We start from the raw sequence: 21,084 nt of genomic DNA, 5'->3' as shown, positions 1-21,084 counted from the left end.
TCATCCGGGCTCATCATCTGGACCTATCACGCGGGATCCAGGCGTCACACGAAGATGGAACGGCTCTCATAACGACTGCGCGTCCTTCACAAAAGTGAACGGCAAGGGATCTTGCCCCAGATCCTGATGGCGGCTCATCCCCTCCTGCAGAGACCGGCGATAGAACCCATCAAGATCGAGTCCGCCCCCGGACGATCCCTCACCAGTCCGCGGGGCTTTGAGAATGTCGCAGCCGTCACCGTTCATCGTGCCGATCGCGCGCGCGTCTGCAAGCTTCTGCAGCAATCCCAGGTTTGAAGTAATCCGTTCATAGATTTCTTCGGCGGAACAGTCTTTTAGCTCAGAATCATGGAGAAAACCGATCCCGGCGGGCGGCTCTCCCAGCTTCATCTCGAGCAGCCAGGCGTTGATGATGAAGTCGCAGGCAACGTTCCACAGCCAGGGATCGCGATCCTGCTGCCGGATACTGTGGCGCAGCCCAACGTGCAGGAACTCGTGGGCCAGAACGAAACGCGCTTCCGCTTCGCTCAAACCGGCGCGGGGGTTGACGTAAACCTCTCGTGCCTCGTCGCAGACGGCAGCGACCGGGATCGACATTTCCGTGCAGATCAGTTCGTCTTCGATCAGGGTGAAAGAGGCTGCCAGCGCCGCAAGTAAAGGGTATTCGGCGACGATCCAGTCCCTTGCACGGGTCACCGCCGTGACCGACGGACAGCTGGACTCGGAGGCGTTGGAAAGTCCGGCCGAAGCACGGACGGCCTGGGCAACGGCGGTACGAATGCCTTGAGCCAGCGCGGACGCGCGTTGCGCGCGAAGCCCACCGGAGATCTCGAATTTTGACGCAAAATGCCAGAACCTCTGTCCGGCGACGCCCAGACTGAGGCCTGCGATCTCGGGCCGAAGAGGCTGTTCGTTCAGATGCGCAGCCAGCTCCGACTCGCTGCCGCAGGGAAGGTCGACGGGAACCCGGGTTATTTCCTTCGGTCTTTGCCCGACCCCCGCATGCGTAAGCAATTGTTCAGCCCGGCACCAGGCCGCCATGTGCCAGCTGAGATCGGTCTGACTTGGATCCAGATGGTTCAGAGCAATATGCAGACGCAAGCGGGCGAAGACGTATGCCCACTCCCCGGCACTTGCCCGGCGACGCAAATTGGGCCAGACGGTGACCGTGGGTTCCCGTTCGCCGCGGCGGTGCGCCGCTCGGTGTTCTGGCGAAGACACCTCTGCGCAGATCGAGAACCAGCTCTTTGCGTGAAGGTGAAACGCGAGGCCTCGGGAGGAAATCGCGACTTCCGGAAGCGGCGAGATCAAGGGGTGCCGGGCGGCAAGGGCGTAGCCGTCACGGATTGCATTCTGGTTTTTGCCAAGAGTTCCAGAGAGCTCCATGCGTCAGGACGCCTTCGCGGTCACAAGGCGAGGAAGATCCCGCGCCAACTCGAGCAAAAACCAATCCGGCAAAACTCTCCCGTCCTCTCCTCTCGCCACCACCAGCTGCGCCAACTCCAGGGAGATGGCCGAGAGCTGCAGGAAGAGACGCTTGGCGGACTCCGTGAAGGCCCTGGTCTCCTGTCCCAGAGCGATGCCGTCACGCGGCAATTCGCGGATCAAGCGCGCGCGGAAGGATTCGACCAGGAAAAAGAGGATATCGCGCTCTTCCGGCGCGTCGGGCCAACCCGTCTCGCCCCGGAACATTGAAGTCAAATCCCATGATCGCAGCTGTTGCCTGTTGAAGGCTGAGAACTGACGCGCATGAGGTGGCTTGATAAGGCCCGATGCCAGGGTTTCTACGACCGCTTCATTCAGGCCCTCGTTGCCGTAAGACTTGAGCGCATCGGAGAGGATGTGCCAGGCGCGGGGACTGGAAAAAGGCTCTTCATCCAGTGACGGATTCGACCAGAGATGATCGGAGCGTAAGCGGATGTAGTCTTTTACCAGAGGATGGATGCCGGCGCCCTCGGCCCAGTCGAGCCAACTCTTGGCGTTGGCCTGCAATTGCACGTGGGCCATGCGGTTGATGAGGTCAGAGGCCAAAGGCGCGGCCTCGCCCGCCTTCTTGCCACGATACCCTGCCCCGATGACGACCGAACCTTCCGGAAGAGTGAACTCGCCGATCCGGCGGCTGTTGATCAGCCGCTGAAACGCCCTCTGAACCTCTTGCGACGCCGCGTTCAGCTCGTCCAGATAGAGACAGTAGGGCTCCTTGCGGGCGATCGCTGCGGGAGGTGAAAAGCGCAGAACCCCGGCTTCGACCCTTGGCACACCGACAATGTCTTCTTGCGCCAGTTGAGTTCCGCGCAGCAAGAGGCACTCCATCCCGGCCGAGCGGGCAAAATCCTCTACAAGTGCCGATTTCCCGATTCCGGGCGGTCCCCAGATGAAGACCGGACGCACAGGCGCGACCCTGCGCAGAAACTGGGAGAGTTCTCCCGGCGTGAGCGATTTTGCAGCTTCCATCTCACTGTATTCCCCTCATTCTTATTACGAATTCCTCCGCCCCGGCCTTCGATCCTCTCCAACCGCCTCGATGGAGAAGACCCGGCCTTGCTGGGACGGGGGCGCGCTTTGCGCAAGGGATGAGCAGTCCGGAAGTCTTCAACTGCCATACGCATAAAAGTAGGCAATTCGCTTCCCGTTCCTGCTACCCGAGATAGATCTTTAGATGAAATCTTTAATTAATCTTTAATGATTAGGATATTTAATCTTTGTTTAACAGTCAGTTAGACTGACGGCCGTGATGCGTTATCAGAACGCTTTACGAAGACCCGAGCGCCAAAACCCAGCAGCGCCTCGGCCTTGTACCACGGACTGCAACCATCCGTTAATTTCCAGGCATCATATTTGCAACTGAGGTGAATTCTTCAGCAACTGGAAAGCCGGTAAAATCTCGAACATTTTTGTGGCTTATCTCCAACTCGATGGCGACGCCCGTGTCATCAGAAACCCGGTTACAGGCCAGGCCCTGGAGTTTGACGGGCATCTGAGCACCGGGGGTGACACGCCAGGCTCAGCCACGCGGCAGTGGATGCGCTTTATCTACAGGGACCCGGACTGCGCCCACCCGATCCTGGTGGAGCGTGTATATCCCCCGGGCGCCGGCGGCGCAATTTGGGTTCTGGACTATGACCGCTCGCAGCTTGCATCGATTTCCTATGGTTTGTGGCTGCGCATTGATTGCTTTGCCATTGACGCTTTGGAGTATTTCTCCTTTAGCCAAACCTTGATACGCCCTGCCGCCTTTGAAATTGCGGCCCGTGGTGGTTGGTACCCCTGGCAGTGGAACAGCCAGATCCTTCGCACCCAAAAGTGCCTGCAGCTCTTCGGTCTCGACTTGATCGAACCGCAAATTCTCGCCGCTTACCTTCCCCCGCTGGAACTTGCACCGCCAAGCCCCTGGCAAGTTAGGCCGGTGCATGAAGATCCGGAATGCCTTGGCGTTGTGAAGCTCTGGGAAGAAGCCGCACTCCAGGGTCACGTCAGTGAAGAGGCTTATTTTCGGGCCCATAGCCTGATCAGCCGATTTCCGGTTTTTATGGACGAGTCTGAAACGCGGATGCTTGTCCCGGCACCCGCCGATGAAAGTCAAGACGCGGCCTATGCACCATCCGTGCTCGACTCAACTCAGCGGCCAGGTGAGCGGACACAGACGTTTCTGTATCTCGATGAAAGCTGTCTTTTGCATCCGATCCAAATCGAGCGCTTACCCGGCAACGAGGCACTCAATCTCAAGATTTCTTGTCCGAAGTATGCGGGTCAGGCCGGTCTTGGACTTGCCTTTTTGTCGGATCGTTCGGCGGCGGGCGAGATCAAACAGGCGGATAATCCCCGGAACTTTCATCAGCAAAAGACGATAACCCCGCCCGAATGGGTTGAAAACCGAATCCGACTGGCCTGCTTTAGCGCGATCGCAACCCTGACACCTGACACGGCGACGGGCCGGACTCTGCCTGATTTACGCCTTGAGTATTCGGTTGGAAGTTTCCCGGAAGGGCATGATCGTGAGGCTATCTTCTCCAATCTATCGCTGCTTGGCGCGCAAACCCTGCAGAGCTATCCGCAGGAAGCCGTGTATGCCGCCAAGCCTGAAACCCTGGCCTCCCTTGAGATTGAGTCCGCGGCACGACAGAGCTACGGCGATTGGTATTTCGACCCGGCTTCCACAACGCTCGCCAATCGTAAAACAGGCCAAACTCTGACGCTGAGCGATGCTTCTGACGTTCCCCGCTCCCATTTGCCCCGTTTTCTGGAAAGCCCGACCTGGTGGTTACTGACTTACCGGGACGCGGAGGTTTGTTACTCACTTCCTGTTGCACGTGGCGCGGAAACAGCCAGCGCGTCGATGTTCGTGCCTTTCTTCTTTAACCGGCCTTCATCTTATGGACTCTGGCGGCGCCTGCTCCTCGCGATTTCGGACGGTTTATCCTGCTGGCCTGAAACAAACCAATTCAAGGGCGCAACGGGCGGTGTCAGATGCCTGGGTGGATGGTCAAACGGACGGTGGCGCAAAAATCTCCTCGTGATTAACTTCAGCGGGTCCATCTCCCTGGAGACCGCGCAACCGAACGAAATACTCTTACCGGATGTTGACGCCAAAGCGCCGAGCCCCTGGGAATTCATCGACTCTTCGTCCACTCAAGGTGATGCGTGGCTATCAGGTCTGACCTGGGAGCGACCGTCAGGCTCCAGTACAAACAACGAAACCAAATACTTTGCGGCCGGCCCTCTGAACTTAACGGGTCAATTGCTGCGGCCTCTGTCAGGCTTCCAGGGCAAAACGCCGTATTTACGCCGAAAGAACGGTTCCGCAGTCTTCTTTCCCGCACATGTCATATCGGTCATGGCCTCGGACTTGCGCGGAGAGTTCCAGCATCGCGCCTCAAGAATCGTCTGTATCTATGCCGACCAGGATTTCTCCGCCGTCTTCCTGCAAAGTACGATGGAAAGGATGACGTTTGATATTCAGGACGCATCGCTCAATCCAAAGGACCACCTCAACTTACAAATCCAGAATCGCAAACGTGGCCGCTACGAGGAAGACCAAACGGTACGCGTCCCAGACTGGCTGCAATGCTGCTCGCTCCAAGAACGTTTCCTGGACCTCGGGTCTGCGTGGGAAGGCAGTTACGTCAGTTTCGATCTCGATGACCTTATCAGCCCCCCAGCCAAAGCATTTCATTTAAGAGCGGAGGCGAGTCCGCTCTCGCTCGGGCCATGCACGCAAACAAGCCTGAAAGGCCGGTATCGGGGGGGAAAGTTTCAGCCGGACGCCTCTCAACACGTCAGTCTAATGAGCAAAGACGCCCTGCGGTAAAGCCGATATGCGTCAGGGCGTAACTACACCGCCAGCAAGGTCGCCTGCAAATCCAGCCAAGCCTCTCTCGAAGGTGCGATCAGCAGGCCTTTCTCCTGGTGGCGAAGCGCGGTGTAGGGCGTGCCGTCAAAGCAGAGCGCAACACCGCCCGCCTCCTCCTGGATCAAACAGCCGGCGGCGTGATCCCAGGGCATCAGGCGGGTAAAGAGCGAAAAGTGCATCTGCCCGGTGGCCAGCCGCAGATATTCGTGGCCGGCGCAGCGCAGGCTCGGGAGGGCCTGAACCCGGTCCCGGCGGGCTTTGATCTTGGCGGCGGTATCCGGCAGGGCATAGGTGCTGGCATGGAGCGTCCCTGACATCTCGGCGGCCGGAGCGCTTTTCTTGACCGAAAGGCGTTCCGCTCCGATCCAGGCCCCTGCCCCGCGCTCGGCGGTCAGGCAGCGCCCGCCGATCGGATCGTAAATCCAGGCATTGCGGGTCTCGCCGGCGACCGCGAGCGCAACCATGATCGCGAAAACCGGCTTGCCGGAGGCGTAGTTGCTGGTGCCGTCGATCGGATCGATGATCCAGGCGGGGTCTCCGCCTTCCAGCCGTTCCATCACCGCCGGATCCGTCGAGACCGCCTCCTCGCCCACCACATGAGACCCCGGCAGGGCCGCCATGAAGCGCTCGGTCAGGACCCGCTCGGTCTCGGTATCGGCGATGGTGACCACTTCGCCCTGCGCCTTTTCGTTAACCTCGCCCGCCTTGAGCTTCTGAAAGCGGGGTAAAACTTCCTGCAGAGCCGTTTCCTCGATGATATGCGTGATGGAGTCGACATCGATCATTATGGAAACGGTCCTTTTTTCAGTGACTTGGTATGTTGCGTTCCAGTGTCATCCCACACCGGCCGCAGTGCATGCGCGAGACTACAGGGAAATCGCACCAAAAGCACAAAAAAGGGGACTGTCCGAAGACAGTCCCCGATCTCTGTGCGTTGCCTGACGCCGAAGCGCCGGGCAAAGGAAGCTCAGGCTTCTTAGAAGCCCATGCCACCCATGCCGCCCATGCCGCCCATGTCAGGCATAGCAGGTGCGCCGCCGCCTGCGCCCTTCGGCTCAGGGACTTCGGAGACCATGGCTTCGGTCGTGACCATCAGGCCAGCGATCGAAGCGGCATCCTGCAGTGCGGTCCGGACGACCTTGGTCGGATCGATGATACCGGCCTTGTACATGTCGACGAACTGGTTGGTCTGCGCGTCGTAACCGATGCCGGCTTTGGCTTCGGTGACCTTGCCCACGATGATCGAACCTTCGACGCCGGCGTTCTCGGCGATCTGACGGATCGGAGCCTGAAGGGCGCGGCGAACGATGTCGACGCCGACCTTCTGATCGTCGTTTTCAGGGGCCAGCTTGGCAATCGCCTTGGTCGCGGTCAGCAGAGCCGTACCACCACCGGAAACGATGCCTTCTTCAACCGCAGCGCGGGTTGCGTTCATCGCGTCTTCGACACGATCCTTACGCTCTTTCACCTCGACTTCGGTCGCACCGCCGATGCGCAGAACGGCAACGCCGCCGGCGAGCTTGGCAAGACGCTCCTGGAGCTTCTCGCGGTCGTAGTCGGAAGACGTCTCTTCAGCCTGTGCACGGATCTGGCTGCAACGGGCTTCGATGGCCTTCTTCTTGCCGGCACCGTCGATCACCGTGGACTCTTCCTTGGTGATGTTGACGCGCTTGGCAGTGCCCAGCATGTCGAGGGTCACGCTCTCGAGCTTGATGCCCAGGTCTTCGGAGATGACCTGACCGCCCGTGAGGATCGCGATGTCCTCGAGCATGGCCTTACGGCGATCGCCAAAGCCTGGGGCCTTGACGGCAGCAACCTTGAGGCCGCCACGCAGCTTGTTGACCACGAGGGTCGCCAGAGCTTCGCCTTCAACGTCTTCCGCGATGATCAGCAGCGGACGGCTGGACTGAACGACGGCTTCGAGCAGCGGCAACATCGGCTGGAGGCCGGTGAGCTTGGACTCGTGCAGAAGGATGTATGGGTTCTCCATCTCGCAGATCATCTTGTCGGCGTTGGTGATGAAGTACGGCGACAGGTAGCCGCGGTCGAACTGCATACCTTCGACGACATCGAGTTCGGTCGCCAGGGACTTGGCTTCCTCGACGGTAATGACGCCTTCCTTGCCGACCCGCTCCATGGCTTCAGCGATCATGGAACCGATTTCGGCTTCGCCGTTTGCGGAGATCGTGCCGACCTGCGCGACTTCAGCGGTCGTGGAGATCTTCTTGGACTTCTTCTTGAGGTCCGCGATGACGGTCTCGACAGCGAGGTCGATGCCGCGCTTCAGGTCCATCGGGTTCATGCCGGCAGCAACGGCCTTGCAGCCTTCGCGGACAATCGCCTGAGTCAGAACTGTCGCTGTGGTGGTGCCGTCGCCTGCAAGGTCATTGGTCTTGCTGGCAACTTCACGGACCATCTGGGCGCCCATGTTCTCGAACTTGTCGGTCAGTTCGATTTCCTTGGCAACCGTCACACCATCTTTGGTGATGCGGGGTGCGCCGAAGGACTTGTCGAGGATAACGTTACGGCCTTTGGGGCCGAGCGTTACTTTTACAGCGTCAGCGAGGGTGTCGACACCACGCAGCATTCTGTTGCGCGCTTCGCTTGCAAATTTTACGTCTTTAGCAGCCATGTGCTTTCAGCTCCTTACTGAAGAATACCCATGATGTCGGACTCACGCATAATCAGAAGCGTTTTGCCGTCGATCTTTACTTCGGTGCCGGACCATTTGCCGTAGAGCACCTTGTCGTTCTTCTTGACATCAAGAGCTACGACCTTGCCGTCATCACCGCGGCTACCGGAGCCGACTGCGATAACTTTACCCTGCATCGGCTTCTCTTTTGCCGTGTCGGGAATGATGATGCCGCCGCTGGACTTTTCTTCCTGCTCAAGCGGCTCGACCACGACGCGGTCGTGCAGAGGTTTGAATTTCATGTAACGTCTCTCCATCTTCATCGATGAATTATGTTGAGTTTCAGCCGCCGCCTCGTGGCGACCAGCGTGTTAGCACTCACCTGAGGAGAGTGCTAACACGGGGCATATAGCCCTGAGCGCTGCAGCTGTCAACCGCTGTGGGTAAGAACTTTTTAGGAAAATAGGGCTCGGCAGGCAGGTACCGGACTTTGTTTTCTCCGGGCCCTGACGTCAGTTGCCGTTTCCGGCCTGACGGCGTTCGAAGCGGGCCGCGTCGGCAGGCTCAAGCCCCACCTCAAGGATCGCGAATTCGCCCTCGTCATGGCGCTCGCGGACATCGCCGTGGCGATAGAGCCAGGCCAGGGTTGCGCCGTCGCTCAGGGCGACGCGGGTGCTGATATTGCTCCGCCGCTCGGCGAGTTTGCGGTCGATAGCTTCCAACAGATCGTCACAGCCCTCGCCGCTGGCGGCCGAACAGATCACCCGGTTGCCGTCGTTACCGCCGGCCTGCTCAAGTTGCGTCCGCCCTTCGGAGTCGAGCAGATCGGCCTTGTTCCAGGCCTCGAGCGAACTGTTTTCCAGGGTCTCTTCCAGGTTCAGATCCTTCAGGATCGCCAGCACGTCGTCTCGTTGCGCCAGCGTATCCGCATGAACGATGTCCCGGACATGAACGATCACATCTGCTTCCGTCACCTCCTCCAGGGTGGCACGGAAGGCAGCAATAAGGTCAGTCGGCAGATCCGAGATAAATCCGACCGTGTCGGAAAGGATGATTTCCTTGCCCGAAGGCAGTTGAACCCGGCGCATTGTGGGATCCAGAGTCGCAAACAGCAGATCCTGCGCCCGCACGTCGGAGGCCGTCAGCCGATTGAAGAGGGTCGACTTCCCGGCATTGGTATAGCCGACCAGGGCAACGATGGGATAGGGCACGCGCTTACGGGCCGAGCGATGCAGTTCGCGGGTCCGCTTGACCTTCTCGAGGTCCCCCTTGAGACGAACGATCTTCTCGTCGATCAGCCGCCGGTCGATTTCCAGCTGCCGCTCACCCGGGCCGCCCATGAAACCGGCGCCACCGCGTTGACGTTCCAAGTGGGTCCAGGATCGCACCAACCGCGATCGCTGATAGCTGAGCGAGGCCAGATCGACCTGCAGCTTACCTTCATTGGTCCGCGCACGGGCTCCGAAGATCTCCAGAATCAGTCCGGTCCGGTCGATGACCTTGCAGCCCCAGGCGGTCTCGAGGTTGCGCTGTTGAACAGGCGTGAGCGCCGTATCGACCACAACGAGATCGACGGACTCGGCTTCGACCTGGTCGTGAACACGCTGTACCACGCCCTCTCCCAGCAACGTGGCCGGCTTTGGCCGTGGAACCGCAACGACTTCGGCGTGCACGATCTGCAACTCGATCGCCTGCGCCAATCCGATCGCCTCTTCCAGCGTAGCCTCAGCGCTTCGGTTCGAGGCCTCGGCACGTCGGAGGTCTGCACGCCGGAGTTCGGGGTGAAGGACAAGCGCACGGATCTGCTCGTTACGCGTTACCCGAAAATCGAGTGTGTCCTTCTCTTTCCCCATAGACGATTTATGCCGTGTCGGTTCGGTTACTGGATCAGCGATCAACTCGGTGGTCAGGCTTCTTCTGTTTCTTCCTTGGCGGGCTCGAACAGCTGTATGGGCTGCGCGGGCATCACCGTGGAGATCGCATGTTTATAGACGAGCTGCGAATGCGCATCCCGGCGGAGAAGTACGGAGAAATTATCAAACCAAGTCACCACACCCTGCAGTTTGACACCGTTGACCAGGAAAACAGTCACGGAGATCTTGTTCTTGCGGATATGGTTGAGAAAGACGTCCTGCACATTCTGAGATTTTTCAGCCGGCATGAGAGTCCCCTTCTTATTTTTCTTATCTCGTTATCGGTATCCGTTATCTTGGGGTCTGGACCGCGCCGTCGCAACAGCTTAGGCCCAAGAAACCACTCAAAGCACCGGATTCCAGGCGTTATGAGGCCTGAATGAGTTCAATCAGGGCGTCACAGCCGTTTATATAGTGACTTGGTTGGCAACCTGCAAACTCCGTTCGTCCCGGGGGATCAGGACGGAGCAAAATAGCTGTGCAACCGGTGGCGGTGGCGCAGGCCATATCTATATCCGTATCGCCGACAAACCAGACCTCAGGGCCTGAAATCAGCTTGCTCGGCGCCAGGGCCAGCTCCACGGCAGCCCTGGCCGGTTTGTCCTGCACTGCGTCATTTGCGCCCACCATGCTGCCGAACAAAGCCGCCCAGCCCAGCTTTTCGGCCTCCATGCGCAGGATCGTGCCTTTTTTGTTACTGACCAGCCCCAGAAAGAGTTCCGGCCGCGCGGACAAGGCCTGCAGCATCGCTTCCGCCCCCGGCAAAGGGGTCAGCATCTCCAGGTGGTCGGCTTCGTAGGCGGCGTAAAAGACCTTCATGGCCTCCTCCGCGCGGGCACCGAAAAGCTTTGGAAAGGCGTCGCGCGCAGATTCCCTCACCCGCTCTCTGGTTTCAGCGAGGGTCCAGGGCTCCTGGCCCATGGCCCTGAAAGTCGCCTTGTAGGCGTGATGGATCACAATCCAGGTATCGACCAGGGTGTTGTCCCAATCGAAGAGGATGGCCTGTGGCCGAGGCAGCGCGCCGGACTTCACCCGGCTTCCTTCAGGCTGTTCATATAGGCGATGTAGGTTTCGCGCAGCTTCATGGTCAGAAGGCCCGGATGTCCGTTGCCGACCGGCTTGTCGTCGATCTGCGTCACCGGCATCACAAAGGAGGAACTGGAGGTCACGAAGGCTTCGCGCGCCGCCCGCGCCTCTTCCACGCTGAAGGGCCGTTCTTCGAGTGTGAAGCCCTCTTTCTCGATCAGATCCAGCAGAGCCATCCTGGTAATGCCGTTAAGGATTCCGTTGTTGGCATGGCGGGTGACCACCGTATCGCTGTCGGTCACGATCCAGGCGTTGGCCGAAGTGCCCTCGGTGATGTTGTCCTCATCGTCGATCTGCCAGGCTTCATAGGCGCCGGCCTCGGCCGCCGCCTGCTTGCCCAGCACGTTCGGGAGCAGGGAGACGGACTTGATGTCGCAGCGCTCCCAGCGGATATCGCGCAGGGTGATGACCTTGACACCTTTCTCCAAAGCCTCGGCGCTGTGCGGCTTCATCTGGCGGGTGGTCATGACCAGCGCCGGCGCCGTCGGTTTGGTTGGGAACTTGTGATCGCGCGGCGCAACGCCACGGGTGATCTGCATATAGACGAAACCGCGCGAGAGGTTGTTCCGCCGCATCAGTTCGCGGGAGACCAGCTTCATGGCCGCCCGGGACATGGGCATCTCGATCTGAAGCTCCCTCAGAGAACGCTCCAGACGGTCAAGATGAGGTTCCTCATCGACCAGGATGCCGTTGTAGACCGGCACGACCTCGTAAACTCCGTCGGCGAACTGATATCCCCGGTCCTCGATATGCACCGCGGCATCGTTGTGGGGGGTGTAACGACCATTGACGTAAGCTTGCCGCGGCATCGATTTCTTTCCCTTGCTCGAAAAAACAAAGCTCTTTCGGAGCGCTCCAGCTACGTGGCCGCCCGAACAGAGACATATCTTGTTTTAGAAAAATTCCAACTTCACCGCAAAAAGCTTTTCGATCTTTTTGACGGCTTCGGTGATGGCGAAAATGATCACCAGATCATTGGCCCGCACGATGGTGTCGCCGCGCGGAATGATAACCTCCTCATCGCGCACGATCGCACCCACGATCACGCCATCGGGCAGATCCGCATCCCTGATCGGAACACCCACCAGGCTTGAGGTTTCCAGAGCCTCCGCCTCGATGATTTCGCCGAACCCCTCGGAGATGGAGTGGACGGAACGGATCCGGCCTCTGCGGACATGCTGAAGGATGGTCGAGACCGTAATGGCGCGCGGGCTGACAACCGTGTCGATGCCCAGACTGCCGATCAGCGGCGAGTAGGAGTTGGTGTTGATCAGGGTGACCGCGCGCTGGCAGCCGTGGCGCTTGGCCAAGAGGGATGCGAGTATATTGACCTCGTCATCGTTAGAGACCGCGACCACGGTCTCCGCGGCCATGATGTTGGCTTCTTCCAGAATCTCCGTGTCGAGTGCGCTGCCGTGGATGACCACACAGCGCTCCAACTCCTGCGCCACTTTCTCAGCGCGGCTCTTGTCCACCTCGATCAGCTTCATGGAGACCTGAGGATGGTTCTTTTCGACCGCCGTCGCCAGGTTCAGGCCGATATTGCCGCCGCCGATGATGACCACCCGGCGGGCTTCCTTCTCTTCGTGGCCGAAGGCTGCCATGGAGCGCAACAGGTGGGAGTGCTCGAGCACGAAATAGACATCGTCTCCGTCGCGCAGATCGTCGTCGGGCGTCGGCACAAAACCCTTGCCGTCACGCCAGATCCCGACAATGACGATATGCAGATCGGGGAAGAGCGCCGTGAGCTGCCGCAAGGGCGTGTTCAGGATCGGTGTCTCGGCGGTGCAGCGCACGCCGATCATGCTGACCTTGCCGTCGGCGAGCGGATGCACATCGAAAGCGCCCGGCACTTGAAGCCGCCGTTCGATGGCGCGGGCCACTTCGATCTCCGGTGAAATGATCACGTCGATCGGCATGTTGTCGCGGCTGAAGAGATGCGACCACATGGGCTCCAGATAACTCTGATGCCGGACCCGCGCAATCTTGGTGGGCACTTCGAAGATCGAGTGGCAGATCTGGCAGGCGACCATGTTCACTTCGTCGGCATAGGTCACCGCGATCACCATGTCCGCATCCGGCGCACCGGCGCGCTCGAGCACATCCGGATGAGACGCAAAGCCCACGAGCCCCTTGACGTCCAGGGAGTCGGAAATCTTGCGAATCAGTTCCGGCGACTGATCGATCACCGTGATGTCGGCATTTTCGCCCGAGAGGTAGCGCGCGATGTTAAAGCCCACCTGGCCCGCGCCACAGATCAAAACTTTCATCTACCCGCCTTACCACCAGGGAGCACTGCGGCTGTGTCCCCGGTCTTCCCCCGCGTCGGTTATAAGCGCATCGTCTGTTCGGGCACCGCCTACTGACGTTCTGAGGACGTGATCCCCAGAGACCGCAGCTTACGATGCAATGCGGAGCGTTCCATACCAACAAAAGATGCCGTGCGCGATATATTTCCGCCGAAACGCGTGACCTGGGCCTCCAGGTACTTGCGCTCGAAAATCTCCCGGGCGTCGCGCAGGGGCAACGCCATGATCTCGGATTCGCTGTCTTCGGCAAAGGAGTTGGGGGTCACCTTACTGATATCGGCGGGCAGCATGTCCGCCCGAACAACCTCGCGCGGGTCGCCCACCGCCATGATCAGAATCCAGTCGATGACGTTGCGCAGCTGGCGCACGTTTCCCGGCCATTCGTGGGCCTGAAGCGCGGCCAGCGCGTCGTTAGAGACCTCCCGGCTGGGCAGGCCCGTCGCCTTCGATGCACGCTCCATGAAATGCGTTACCAGGCCCGGAATGTCCTCGCGCCGGTCACGCAGGGCGGGCACGTCCAAGGGCACAACATTCAGCCGGTAATAGAGGTCCTCCCGGAACAGGCCTTCGGAAATCAGCTGCGGCAGATCCCGGTTGGTCGCCGCCACCACACGCACATCAACTTCAACTGTCCGGTTGCCGCCGACCCTCTCAAATGACTGTTCCTGCAACACACGCACGATCTTGCCCTGAGTCTCCAGCGGCATGTCGGCGACCTCGTCCAGCAGCAAGGTGCCGCCGTGGGCCTGCTCGAAAGTGCCGACCTTCAAACCCGCGGAAGTTTCGGCATCGGCTTCGTTGCCGAACAGCTCGGCTTCCAGCCGGTCGGGATGCATGGCGGCACAGTTCAAGGCCACAAAGGGCGAGCTGTTGCGCCGGGAGAGGTCGTGGATCAGACGGGCCACCACTTCCTTGCCCGCACCCGCGGGACCCGTGATCAGCACCCGGCTCCCGGTCGGCGCCACTTTCGTGACGGCGTGCCGGAGCTGATTGATCGCCGTGGAGTCGCCGATCAGTTCAGCCTGCGGTCCTGCGCGCAGTTTGAGTTCTTCGTTCTCGCTGCGCAGCTGGGCCGCCTCGATTGCCCGCTCGATGATCAGCAGCAGGCGATCTGACTTGAAGGGCTTCTCGATGAAATCGTAGGCACCGCGCGTGATCGCCTTCACCGCGGTCTCAATGGTGCCATGTCCCGATATCATGACCACGGGGACGCCCGGATGCTCGCTCTTGATAACTTCGAGCAGCTGCAGGCCGTCCAACTTGCTGTTGTCCAGCCAGATGTCCAGGATCACCAGATTGGGACGACGCGCCCGCAAAGCCTCCAGCGCCTCGTCGCTGTTGCTTGCCTCCCTGGTTTCGTAGCCTTCGTCCGAAAGAATGCCGGTGATCAGCAAGCGGATGTCCGCTTCATCATCGACAATCAAGATATCGCGCGCCATTCGTCGTTACGTCCTCAGGTTCAGACTCTCATTGCCGGCTATTAGAGGGCGATTTACGTCGCTGACAGAATCAATCAAGAAAAATCGCACTCTCATGAGAAATCCCGGCGGCGAACAGTCGCCGCGGTGCGCCCCGTTCCACCATCTTATCCTACAATCGTCGTGGCTTCATCGATCCGCGGGAAGACCAGCCGGGCGACTGCCCCCTGTTCTGCCGCATCCTGCAGACCGAAGCTGCCCCCGTGATCTTCCATAATTTTCTTCACAATCGCCAGCCCAAGACCTGTGCCTTTTTTGCGCGTCGTCACATAGGGCTCCGTCAAACGGTCCCTGGAGACCTCTGGAAGGCCTTTTCCGTTGTCCTCGATTTCGATCACCAGGCCCTCGGGCAGATCCCGCAAGCGGACCTTGATCCGGCCCTTGAAGTCCCCGTCCTCCTCCTGCCGGCCTTCGATGGCTTCCTCGGCATTCAGCAGAAGATTGGTCAGCACCCGATTGATCTGCTGGCGGTCGCATCCGGTCGACATTTCCTCCGCATCGCTCTCCATCTCGTAGTCGATCTCGGGATGGGCGGTCTTTTGCAGGAAGACGGCCTGCTCTGCCAGATGTTTGATGTCAACATTCTCAACGACCGGCGCGGGCATGCGCGCAAAGGAAGAGAACTCATCGACCATGCGCCCGATATCGCCGACCTGCCGCACGATGGTGTCGGTACAGATTTCGAAGGTATCCGGATCACTCGTGATCTCGCGCAGGTACTTGCGCTTCAGGCGCTCGGCCGAGAGTTGAATCGGTGTCAGCGGGTTCTTGATTTCATGAGCGATGCGCCGCGCGACATCGGACCAGGCCGCCTTGCGCTGCGCCGACATCAGCTCGCTGATATCGTCCAGGGTCACAACGAAGCCGTTCACGCCTGCCTCGTCTTGTTCGGCGACCACGCGCACCATCATGGTACAGATCCGGCCGCCGGACTGGCTGAGTGTGATCTGGCGCTCGCTCCGCCGTCGGGGCCGCTTGCGCGCGGCGTCGACCAGGTCCTGCACATCCGGGAGGACCTCGCCGATCTCGCTGCCGCGGATCGATGCCGCGTTGCGCTCGAGCAATTCGCTCGCGACCTTATTGACCAGGGTAATCACCCCCTTGCCGTCCAACCCCAGGACGCCGGCGGACACGCCGCCCAGAACCGCCTCGATAAAGCGGCTGCGCTCGTCGAGCTGGGTGTTGGCGTCCAGGAGCGCATCCTGTTGCCGCTGGATCTCACCGGTCATGCGGTTAAAGGCCCGGCCCAGAGTCCCGATTTCGTCGCGGTTATCCTGATTGGGCACGCGCGCCGTCAGGTCGCCTTCACTCACGCGCCCCGCGGCGTCGATCAACCTGCCGACCGGAACCGTGAGCTGGTTGGCAAAAGCCAGTCCGACCCAGATCGAGGCCAGCAGCAGCATCAGTGCGACCACGACGAAGATCGCGGTAAAGGTCAGCTGCAGTCCCGATCTCTTGCCCTCCAGTTCCTCATAGAGCCGCACGGCCCCCTGAGTGCGGTCGATGTGGCCCAAAACGCGGGGATCGATCAGGCGTCCGACGTAAAGGTAGGTGTCACTGATCATATCCAGGCGCACCAGCCCGCGGACGCGGTCGTCGGTCGGCGAGGTCAGGATGACGATCTCCCCTTCCTGCGCCCGGCGCAGCGCCCATTCGGGAACCTGCGGGTCGAAGTCGAGCAGCAGACTGAACCCGGCGCGCGCGATCACGCGCTGGGAGGAATCGACGATCATGGCCTCGGTCAGGGAACGCAGTGCCGCCTGCGCGCCCAGAACCTGGTTAAGGCGTTGCGGATTATAGGCCACCGCGCTGCCCTCGCGGCTGATGTCCTGGGCCATGGCCAGCACGTCGGCGCCAATGGTCTGGCGGTGCTCTTCCAGATAGGCGTTGGCGACCGCGAAGGACTCCTTCACCGCCGTACTGACCCGTTCGCTGAACCAGCCCTGCAGTCCGAAATCGAGCAGGAAGAACGACAAGGTCGCGACAATGATCGTGGGCATCACCGCCACGAGGCTGAAAAGGCCGACCAGGCGCGCATGCAGCCGGGCGCCCGCCATGCCGCGCCGGCGCGCCACCCAGATGATCACCAGGCGGCGGGCCACCAGGGCGCTGAGCCCCAGGAGCAGAATAAGATCCAGATTGAGCAGCAGCAGAACCGAGAGCGGATCCAAGGCGACCGGCAGGCTGTCGGTCATGGCCGCAAAGGTCGCTATCCCGGACGCAATCGCGGCAACCAGCAGGAAGAGCGCGACTTTGCGCTCCAGTTTGTGCCGGTGCGCCCAGTGGCCGAAACGGCGGACCCAGCCCTCGTTCGCAGCCAAGGCATGGGGCTTACCCGCTTCAGTATTCTCCGGCGTCCCGGCACCGGGACCGGTAACGGATTCAGGACCGGCTTCAGGCCCGGACTCCGCGCCGGGCTCGCCGCTCGGCCCGGCGCTTGTCTCCGGCGGGCGCTCGTTCCGAGCTTCGGTGCCATCTTGCGATGCTGCTGTACTCAACTCTGCCGCCATTCCGTCAAGAGCGATCTGTCCTAAAAAGGACTCCTTTTCGGCTCTGGAACTCCCGGATCTTTTTTCTAAAAAGCAGATCCACTGGAACGACAGATCGCCTGCGGCGGTTCTGACTCACTCGGCTCTGCCTGATCCAGATTTGCTCTTGGCCTACTTAACGCCGCGAATCACCTGAATGTCCAGATCTCTGATTTTTTTGCGCAGCGTGTTCCGGTTGACCCCGAGGAGTTTCGCTGCGCGTATCTGGTTACCACGGGTTGCGGCCAGCGACAATTCAATCAGCGGGCGTTCGACCTCGTGCAGGATCCGCTCGTAAAGACCGGAGGCCGGGAGCGAGTCTTCGTGGGCCTGGAAGTATTCGCGCAGATGCCGCTCGACGGCATCGCCAAGAGATTCGTCGTTGGCAACACCATTGACCTCCTCCGCCGGCGAATCGCTCAGTTCCGCCCGCACGATATCGCGGGTAATCGTCTCCTGGCTGTACAGGGCGACAAGACGGCGGACGACATTCTCAAGCTCGCGGACATTGCCCGGCCAGCGGTAGCGTTTCAGATCCTCCAAGGCATCCGGCTCCAACGATTTCGCGGGCAGGCCTTCGTCCTGAGTCTGGGAAAAGAAATGGCGCACCAGTTCGGGAATGTCCTCACTGCGTTCGCGCAGCGGCGGCAGCCGGATCGGCACCACATTGAGACGGTAGTAGAGATCTTCCCGGAACAGTCCTTGCCGCACCATCTGGCGCAGATCGCGGTGGGTCGCGGTCACAATGCGCACATCCGCCTTGATCGGTGTGCGGCCGCCGACCGTCGTATATTCGCCCTCCTGAAGCACGCGCAACAGGCGGGTCTGCGCCTCGAGCGGCATATCGCCGATCTCATCCAGAAAAAGCGTGCCGCCGCCGGCCTGCTCGAAGCGGCCGACAAAGCGGTTCGCGGCGCCGGTGAAGGCACCCTTCTCATGGCCGAAGAGCTCGCTCTCGATCAGTTCGCGCGGAATGGCCGCCATATTGATCGCGACGAAAGGTCCCTGACGCCGCTTGCCGTAGTCATGCAGCGCGCGGGACACGAGCTCCTTGCCGGTGCCCGACTCGCCGTAAACCATCACCGTCAGGTCGGTGCCCATCAGGCGCGCCAGAACCCGGTAGATTTCCTGCATGGCCGGAGAGCGTCCGATCAGCGGCAGGCGTTCCTCCTCCAGATGGGGATCCAGTTCGGCATCCGCGGCTTCCCCTTTAGGTTCGGATAGCGCCCGCTCGACAACGCTCAGCAGTTCGCGCAGATCGAAGGGTTTGGGCAAGTACTCGAACGCGCCCCGCTCCGTGGCTTTGACCGCGGTCAGCAGGGTGTTCTGGGCCGACATGACGATGACGCGCAGGTTGGGCCGCAGCTTCTTGATGCGCGGAATCAGATCCAGGCCGTTCTCATCGGGCATGACCACATCGGTGATCACCAGATCCCCGGCGCCGTCGTTGACCCACTGCCAGAGCGTTGAAGCCGTGCCGGTGGTCTGCACCGTGTGGCCCTGACGGCCAAGCGCCTGAGAGAGAACCGTGCGGATTGCGCGGTCGTCGTCTGCAACGAGTATGTTCCCGGTCCGCATCATGACCGGAACTCCTTGGGAGCCTGAGGCAACATCATTTGAAACACCGTTTTTCTGGGCTCGCTCTGAAACTCGATGACACCGCCGTGGTCGCCGATGATCTTGGCGACCAGCGCGAGTCCAAGACCGGTCCCGCCGGCTTTGGCGCTGACAAAGGCATCGAACAGATGAGCTTTAAGATCTTCTGGAATACCGCCGCCGTTATCGGTTACCGAAACGGCGAGCGGAAGTTCGACGCGCGCCCGGCTCCCCGGGACCGTCAAGCGCACGCCTTGCTGGAATCGCGTCGCCAGCTGGATTTCGCCGCCTTCCTGCGGTACGGCCTCGGCGGCATTCTTGACCAGATTGAGCAAGACCTGGATCAGCAGGTCCCGGTTGCCGTAAACCGGTGGAAGTGACGGATCATAGGTTTCGATAAAGCGGACGTGCCGGGCGAACCCGCTCTGCGCCAGCAAACGCACATGCCCCAGCACCTCGTGAATGTTCACGGCTTCACGCTCGAGAGGACGCTCGTCGGAGAACATTTCCATCTTCTGCACCAGAGCCACGATCCGGTCGGTTTCATCGCAGATCAGGCGGGTCAGTTCACGGTCTTCGGGGCCGGCGTTCTGCTCGACCAACTGGGCCGCGCCGCGGATCCCCGAGAGCGGGTTTTTGACTTCATGCGCCAGCATGGCGGCCATGGCCGTCACCGAGCGGGCCGCATTGCGGTGCACCAGTTGATGATCGATCTTGCGCGCGATGGAGCGTTCCTGGATTGAGATCGCAACAACACCGGGGCAGTCCGTCACCGCGGAGACATCGATCGATACGAAATGCGAGCCAATCTTCGGTGTTTCGATGGTCACACCGTATTCCGAGACGGATTGGCCACCGGTGCGGACATGTTCGATCAGTGAGAAAATCGGGCTGTCCGCGGGCAGAATGTCACTGAGTTTACGGCCCAGCAGCGCCGTCGCGCTCATGGCCAGGAATTGCTCTGTAGCCAGATTGGCGTAACAGACGCAGCCGGCGTCATCGACCACAAAAACCGGCTCGGCGAGAGCGTTCAGGATCGTGCCGCCATCGAGATCGGGACCTTTAAAGACACCGCGTACGGCATCCGGTGCCCTCTCGGTTTGCTTCTCTTGCGGTTTTTCCTTGGGCAGTCCCGCCATCACGCCGCCGCCCGTTCGCTCTGTTCAGTAAAGAAGCTCCGCACCAGTTCCTTGACCCGCGCGGGATCGCTTTCCCGGTTCACCGCGACCTTGAATTCATTGCAGCCGTGCAAACCCTTGCTGTACCAGGCGATGTGCTTGCGGGCCAGGGGGACCGCGGTGCGTGTGCCATAGTGTTCCAGCAGCATTTCGTAATGCTCAAGCAGGATATCCCGGCGCGCCGCCACATCGGGATCCGCCAGCCGCGCGCCGCTGCGCAGGAACTGGATCACCTGATTTGGGAACCAGGGCCGTCCATAGGCGCCCCGCCCGATCATGACACCGTCCGCGCCGGACTCTGCGAGCGCCGCTGTCACGTCTTCCAGACTCTCGATATCGCCGTTCACGATGACCGGCAGCTGCGTCGCCTCCTTGACCTGGCGCACGAAGGCCCAGTCGGCTTTTCCGGCGTACATCTGACAGCGGGTGCGTCCGTGGACCGTGATCATGCGGATGCCGCTCTCTTCCGCGATCCGGGCAAAGGTCGGCGCGTTGCGGCTCTCGTCGTCCCAACCGGTCCGCATTTTCATCGTGACCGGGATCGACACCGCCTTGACCACGGCGGCGAGAATTTCGCCGGCGAGCTTCTCTTCGCGCATCAGCGCGGATCCGGCGAACTTGTTGACGATCTTTTTGACCGGACAGCCGAAGTTAATGTCGATAATCGCAGCGCCGCGGTCTTCGTTCAGGCGCGCGGCTTCTGCCATGACCGCGGGATCGCAGCCGGCAAGCTGCACCGCCATCGGAAACTCCTCGGCGCAATTACTCGACATCTTCATGGACTCGCGAGTCTCGCGGATCATCGCCTGGCTGGCGATCATCTCCGAAACCACGAGCCCGGCGCCCATGCGCTTAACCAAACGCCGGAACGGCATATCTGTCACGCCGGACATCGGCGCCAGGATCACCGGGTCTTCAAGGACAACTCTGTCCAGCACAATGCTCATTTTTTAGGCACTTTCATAACCTGCCTAATCACTAGGCCATTTTTTACCTGCCCTCAGGCAATAAGCA

General features: G+C 60.5%; 16 protein-coding genes. 1 reads left to right on the top strand and 15 read right to left on the bottom strand.

Features of this window, described 5'->3' with window-relative positions:
* Window positions 1-66: 66 nt before the first annotated feature.
* Both FKG95_RS16220 and FKG95_RS16215 read right to left on the bottom strand, forming a co-directional pair.
* Entirely contained in the window at window positions 67-1,386 is a 1,320-nt protein-coding gene (locus tag FKG95_RS16220) for a DUF2201 family putative metallopeptidase (protein ID WP_142897430.1), read from the bottom strand.
* A 3-nt stretch (window positions 1,387-1,389) separates the two neighbouring features.
* Window positions 1,390-2,454 carry an ATP-binding protein gene (locus FKG95_RS16215; RefSeq protein ID WP_142897429.1) on the bottom strand — a complete coding sequence of 355 codons (1,065 nt, stop codon included), beginning with the start codon at window positions 2,452-2,454 and terminating at the stop codon, window positions 1,390-1,392.
* A 568-nt stretch (window positions 2,455-3,022) separates the two neighbouring features.
* Here FKG95_RS16215 and FKG95_RS16210 point away from each other — a divergent pair.
* Window positions 3,023-5,308 carry a hypothetical protein gene (locus FKG95_RS16210; RefSeq protein WP_142897428.1) on the top strand — a complete coding sequence of 762 codons (2,286 nt, stop codon included), beginning with the start codon at window positions 3,023-3,025 and terminating at the stop codon, window positions 5,306-5,308.
* 23 nt (window positions 5,309-5,331) lie between these two features.
* Here FKG95_RS16210 and FKG95_RS16205 read toward each other — a convergent pair whose 3' ends face one another.
* From FKG95_RS16205 to dusB, 13 genes are all read right to left on the bottom strand, one after another.
* Window positions 5,332-6,135, bottom strand: a complete 804-nt coding sequence (locus tag FKG95_RS16205) for an inositol monophosphatase family protein (protein WP_246116804.1) — start codon at window positions 6,133-6,135, stop codon at window positions 5,332-5,334.
* A 191-nt stretch (window positions 6,136-6,326) separates the two neighbouring features.
* Window positions 6,327-7,982, bottom strand: a complete 1,656-nt coding sequence (gene groL, locus FKG95_RS16200) for a chaperonin GroEL (RefSeq protein WP_142897427.1) — start codon at window positions 7,980-7,982, stop codon at window positions 6,327-6,329.
* Between the two features lie 14 nt (window positions 7,983-7,996).
* A complete protein-coding gene (groES, locus tag FKG95_RS16195; RefSeq protein WP_142897426.1) occupies window positions 7,997-8,284 on the bottom strand; it encodes a co-chaperone GroES in 288 nt (95 codons plus the stop codon).
* Window positions 8,285-8,494: 210 nt separating this feature from the next.
* On the bottom strand, window positions 8,495-9,835 hold the full coding sequence (gene hflX / locus FKG95_RS16190) for a GTPase HflX (protein WP_142897425.1): 1,341 nt from the start codon (window positions 9,833-9,835) through the stop codon (window positions 8,495-8,497).
* A gap of 53 nt (window positions 9,836-9,888) precedes the next feature.
* On the bottom strand, window positions 9,889-10,143 hold the full coding sequence (gene hfq, locus FKG95_RS16185; protein WP_142897424.1) for an RNA chaperone Hfq: 255 nt from the start codon (window positions 10,141-10,143) through the stop codon (window positions 9,889-9,891).
* A 118-nt stretch (window positions 10,144-10,261) separates the two neighbouring features.
* Window positions 10,262-10,927, bottom strand: a complete 666-nt coding sequence (locus FKG95_RS16180; protein ID WP_142897423.1) for an HAD family hydrolase — start codon at window positions 10,925-10,927, stop codon at window positions 10,262-10,264.
* Window positions 10,924-11,790, bottom strand: a complete 867-nt coding sequence (dat, locus tag FKG95_RS16175) for a D-amino-acid transaminase (RefSeq protein ID WP_142897422.1) — start codon at window positions 11,788-11,790, stop codon at window positions 10,924-10,926. The genes FKG95_RS16180 and dat overlap by 4 nt, the downstream gene beginning before the upstream one ends.
* Before the next feature lie 84 nt (window positions 11,791-11,874).
* Window positions 11,875-13,251 (bottom strand): Trk system potassium transporter TrkA, encoded by a 1,377-nt coding sequence (trkA, locus tag FKG95_RS16170; RefSeq protein WP_142897421.1) that lies wholly within the window; start codon window positions 13,249-13,251, stop codon window positions 11,875-11,877.
* 89 nt (window positions 13,252-13,340) lie between these two features.
* Window positions 13,341-14,729: a nitrogen assimilation response regulator NtrX gene (gene ntrX, locus FKG95_RS16165; protein WP_142897420.1), complete on the bottom strand. Its 1,389-nt coding sequence runs from the start codon at window positions 14,727-14,729 to the stop codon at window positions 13,341-13,343.
* Between the two features lie 146 nt (window positions 14,730-14,875).
* Window positions 14,876-17,266 (bottom strand): sensor histidine kinase NtrY-like, encoded by a 2,391-nt coding sequence (locus tag FKG95_RS16160; protein ID WP_246116803.1) that lies wholly within the window; start codon window positions 17,264-17,266, stop codon window positions 14,876-14,878.
* Window positions 17,267-17,428: 162 nt separating this feature from the next.
* Window positions 17,429-18,874: a nitrogen regulation protein NR(I) gene (ntrC, locus tag FKG95_RS16155; RefSeq protein ID WP_142897621.1), complete on the bottom strand. Its 1,446-nt coding sequence runs from the start codon at window positions 18,872-18,874 to the stop codon at window positions 17,429-17,431.
* Complete coding sequence (locus FKG95_RS16150; RefSeq protein WP_142897418.1) at window positions 18,874-20,031, bottom strand: two-component system sensor histidine kinase NtrB; 1,158 nt, start codon at window positions 20,029-20,031, stop codon at window positions 18,874-18,876. The genes ntrC and FKG95_RS16150 overlap by 1 nt, the downstream gene beginning before the upstream one ends.
* Window positions 20,031-21,017 carry a tRNA dihydrouridine synthase DusB gene (gene dusB, locus FKG95_RS16145; protein ID WP_142897417.1) on the bottom strand — a complete coding sequence of 329 codons (987 nt, stop codon included), beginning with the start codon at window positions 21,015-21,017 and terminating at the stop codon, window positions 20,031-20,033. The genes FKG95_RS16150 and dusB overlap by 1 nt, the downstream gene beginning before the upstream one ends.
* Window positions 21,018-21,084 lie beyond the last annotated feature (67 nt).

It is taken from the genome of Denitrobaculum tricleocarpae (genome assembly GCF_007004665.1).
GTDB lineage: Bacteria > Pseudomonadota > Alphaproteobacteria > Kiloniellales > Kiloniellaceae > Denitrobaculum > Denitrobaculum tricleocarpae.
Note: the sequence above shows the minus strand (reverse complement) of the source record. Positions and strands in the feature narration are given on the sequence as shown.

What these genes read in the sequence shown, in the direction of transcription:
- FKG95_RS16220 (WP_142897430.1), bottom strand. Translation starts at nt 1,386, where the DNA reads ATGGAGCTCTCTGGAACTCTTGGCAAAAACCAGAATGCAATCCGTGAC.
- FKG95_RS16215 (WP_142897429.1), bottom strand. Translation starts at nt 2,454, where the DNA reads ATGGAAGCTGCAAAATCGCTCACGCCGGGAGAACTCTCCCAGTTTCTG.
- FKG95_RS16210 (WP_142897428.1), top strand. Translation starts at nt 3,023, where the DNA reads ATGCGCTTTATCTACAGGGACCCGGACTGCGCCCACCCGATCCTGGTG.
- FKG95_RS16205 (WP_246116804.1), bottom strand. Translation starts at nt 6,135, where the DNA reads ATGATCGATGTCGACTCCATCACGCATATCATCGAGGAAACGGCTCTG.
- groL (WP_142897427.1), bottom strand. Translation starts at nt 7,982, where the DNA reads ATGGCTGCTAAAGACGTAAAATTTGCAAGCGAAGCGCGCAACAGAATG.
- groES (WP_142897426.1), bottom strand. Translation starts at nt 8,284, where the DNA reads ATGAAATTCAAACCTCTGCACGACCGCGTCGTGGTCGAGCCGCTTGAG.
- hflX (WP_142897425.1), bottom strand. Translation starts at nt 9,835, where the DNA reads ATGGGGAAAGAGAAGGACACACTCGATTTTCGGGTAACGCGTAACGAG.
- hfq (WP_142897424.1), bottom strand. Translation starts at nt 10,143, where the DNA reads ATGCCGGCTGAAAAATCTCAGAATGTGCAGGACGTCTTTCTCAACCAT.
- dat (WP_142897422.1), bottom strand. Translation starts at nt 11,790, where the DNA reads ATGCCGCGGCAAGCTTACGTCAATGGTCGTTACACCCCCCACAACGAT.
- trkA (WP_142897421.1), bottom strand. Translation starts at nt 13,251, where the DNA reads ATGAAAGTTTTGATCTGTGGCGCGGGCCAGGTGGGCTTTAACATCGCG.
- ntrX (WP_142897420.1), bottom strand. Translation starts at nt 14,729, where the DNA reads ATGGCGCGCGATATCTTGATTGTCGATGATGAAGCGGACATCCGCTTG.
- ntrC (WP_142897621.1), bottom strand. Translation starts at nt 18,874, where the DNA reads ATGCGGACCGGGAACATACTCGTTGCAGACGACGACCGCGCAATCCGC.
- FKG95_RS16150 (WP_142897418.1), bottom strand. Translation starts at nt 20,031, where the DNA reads ATGGCGGGACTGCCCAAGGAAAAACCGCAAGAGAAGCAAACCGAGAGG.
- dusB (WP_142897417.1), bottom strand. Translation starts at nt 21,017, where the DNA reads ATGAGCATTGTGCTGGACAGAGTTGTCCTTGAAGACCCGGTGATCCTG.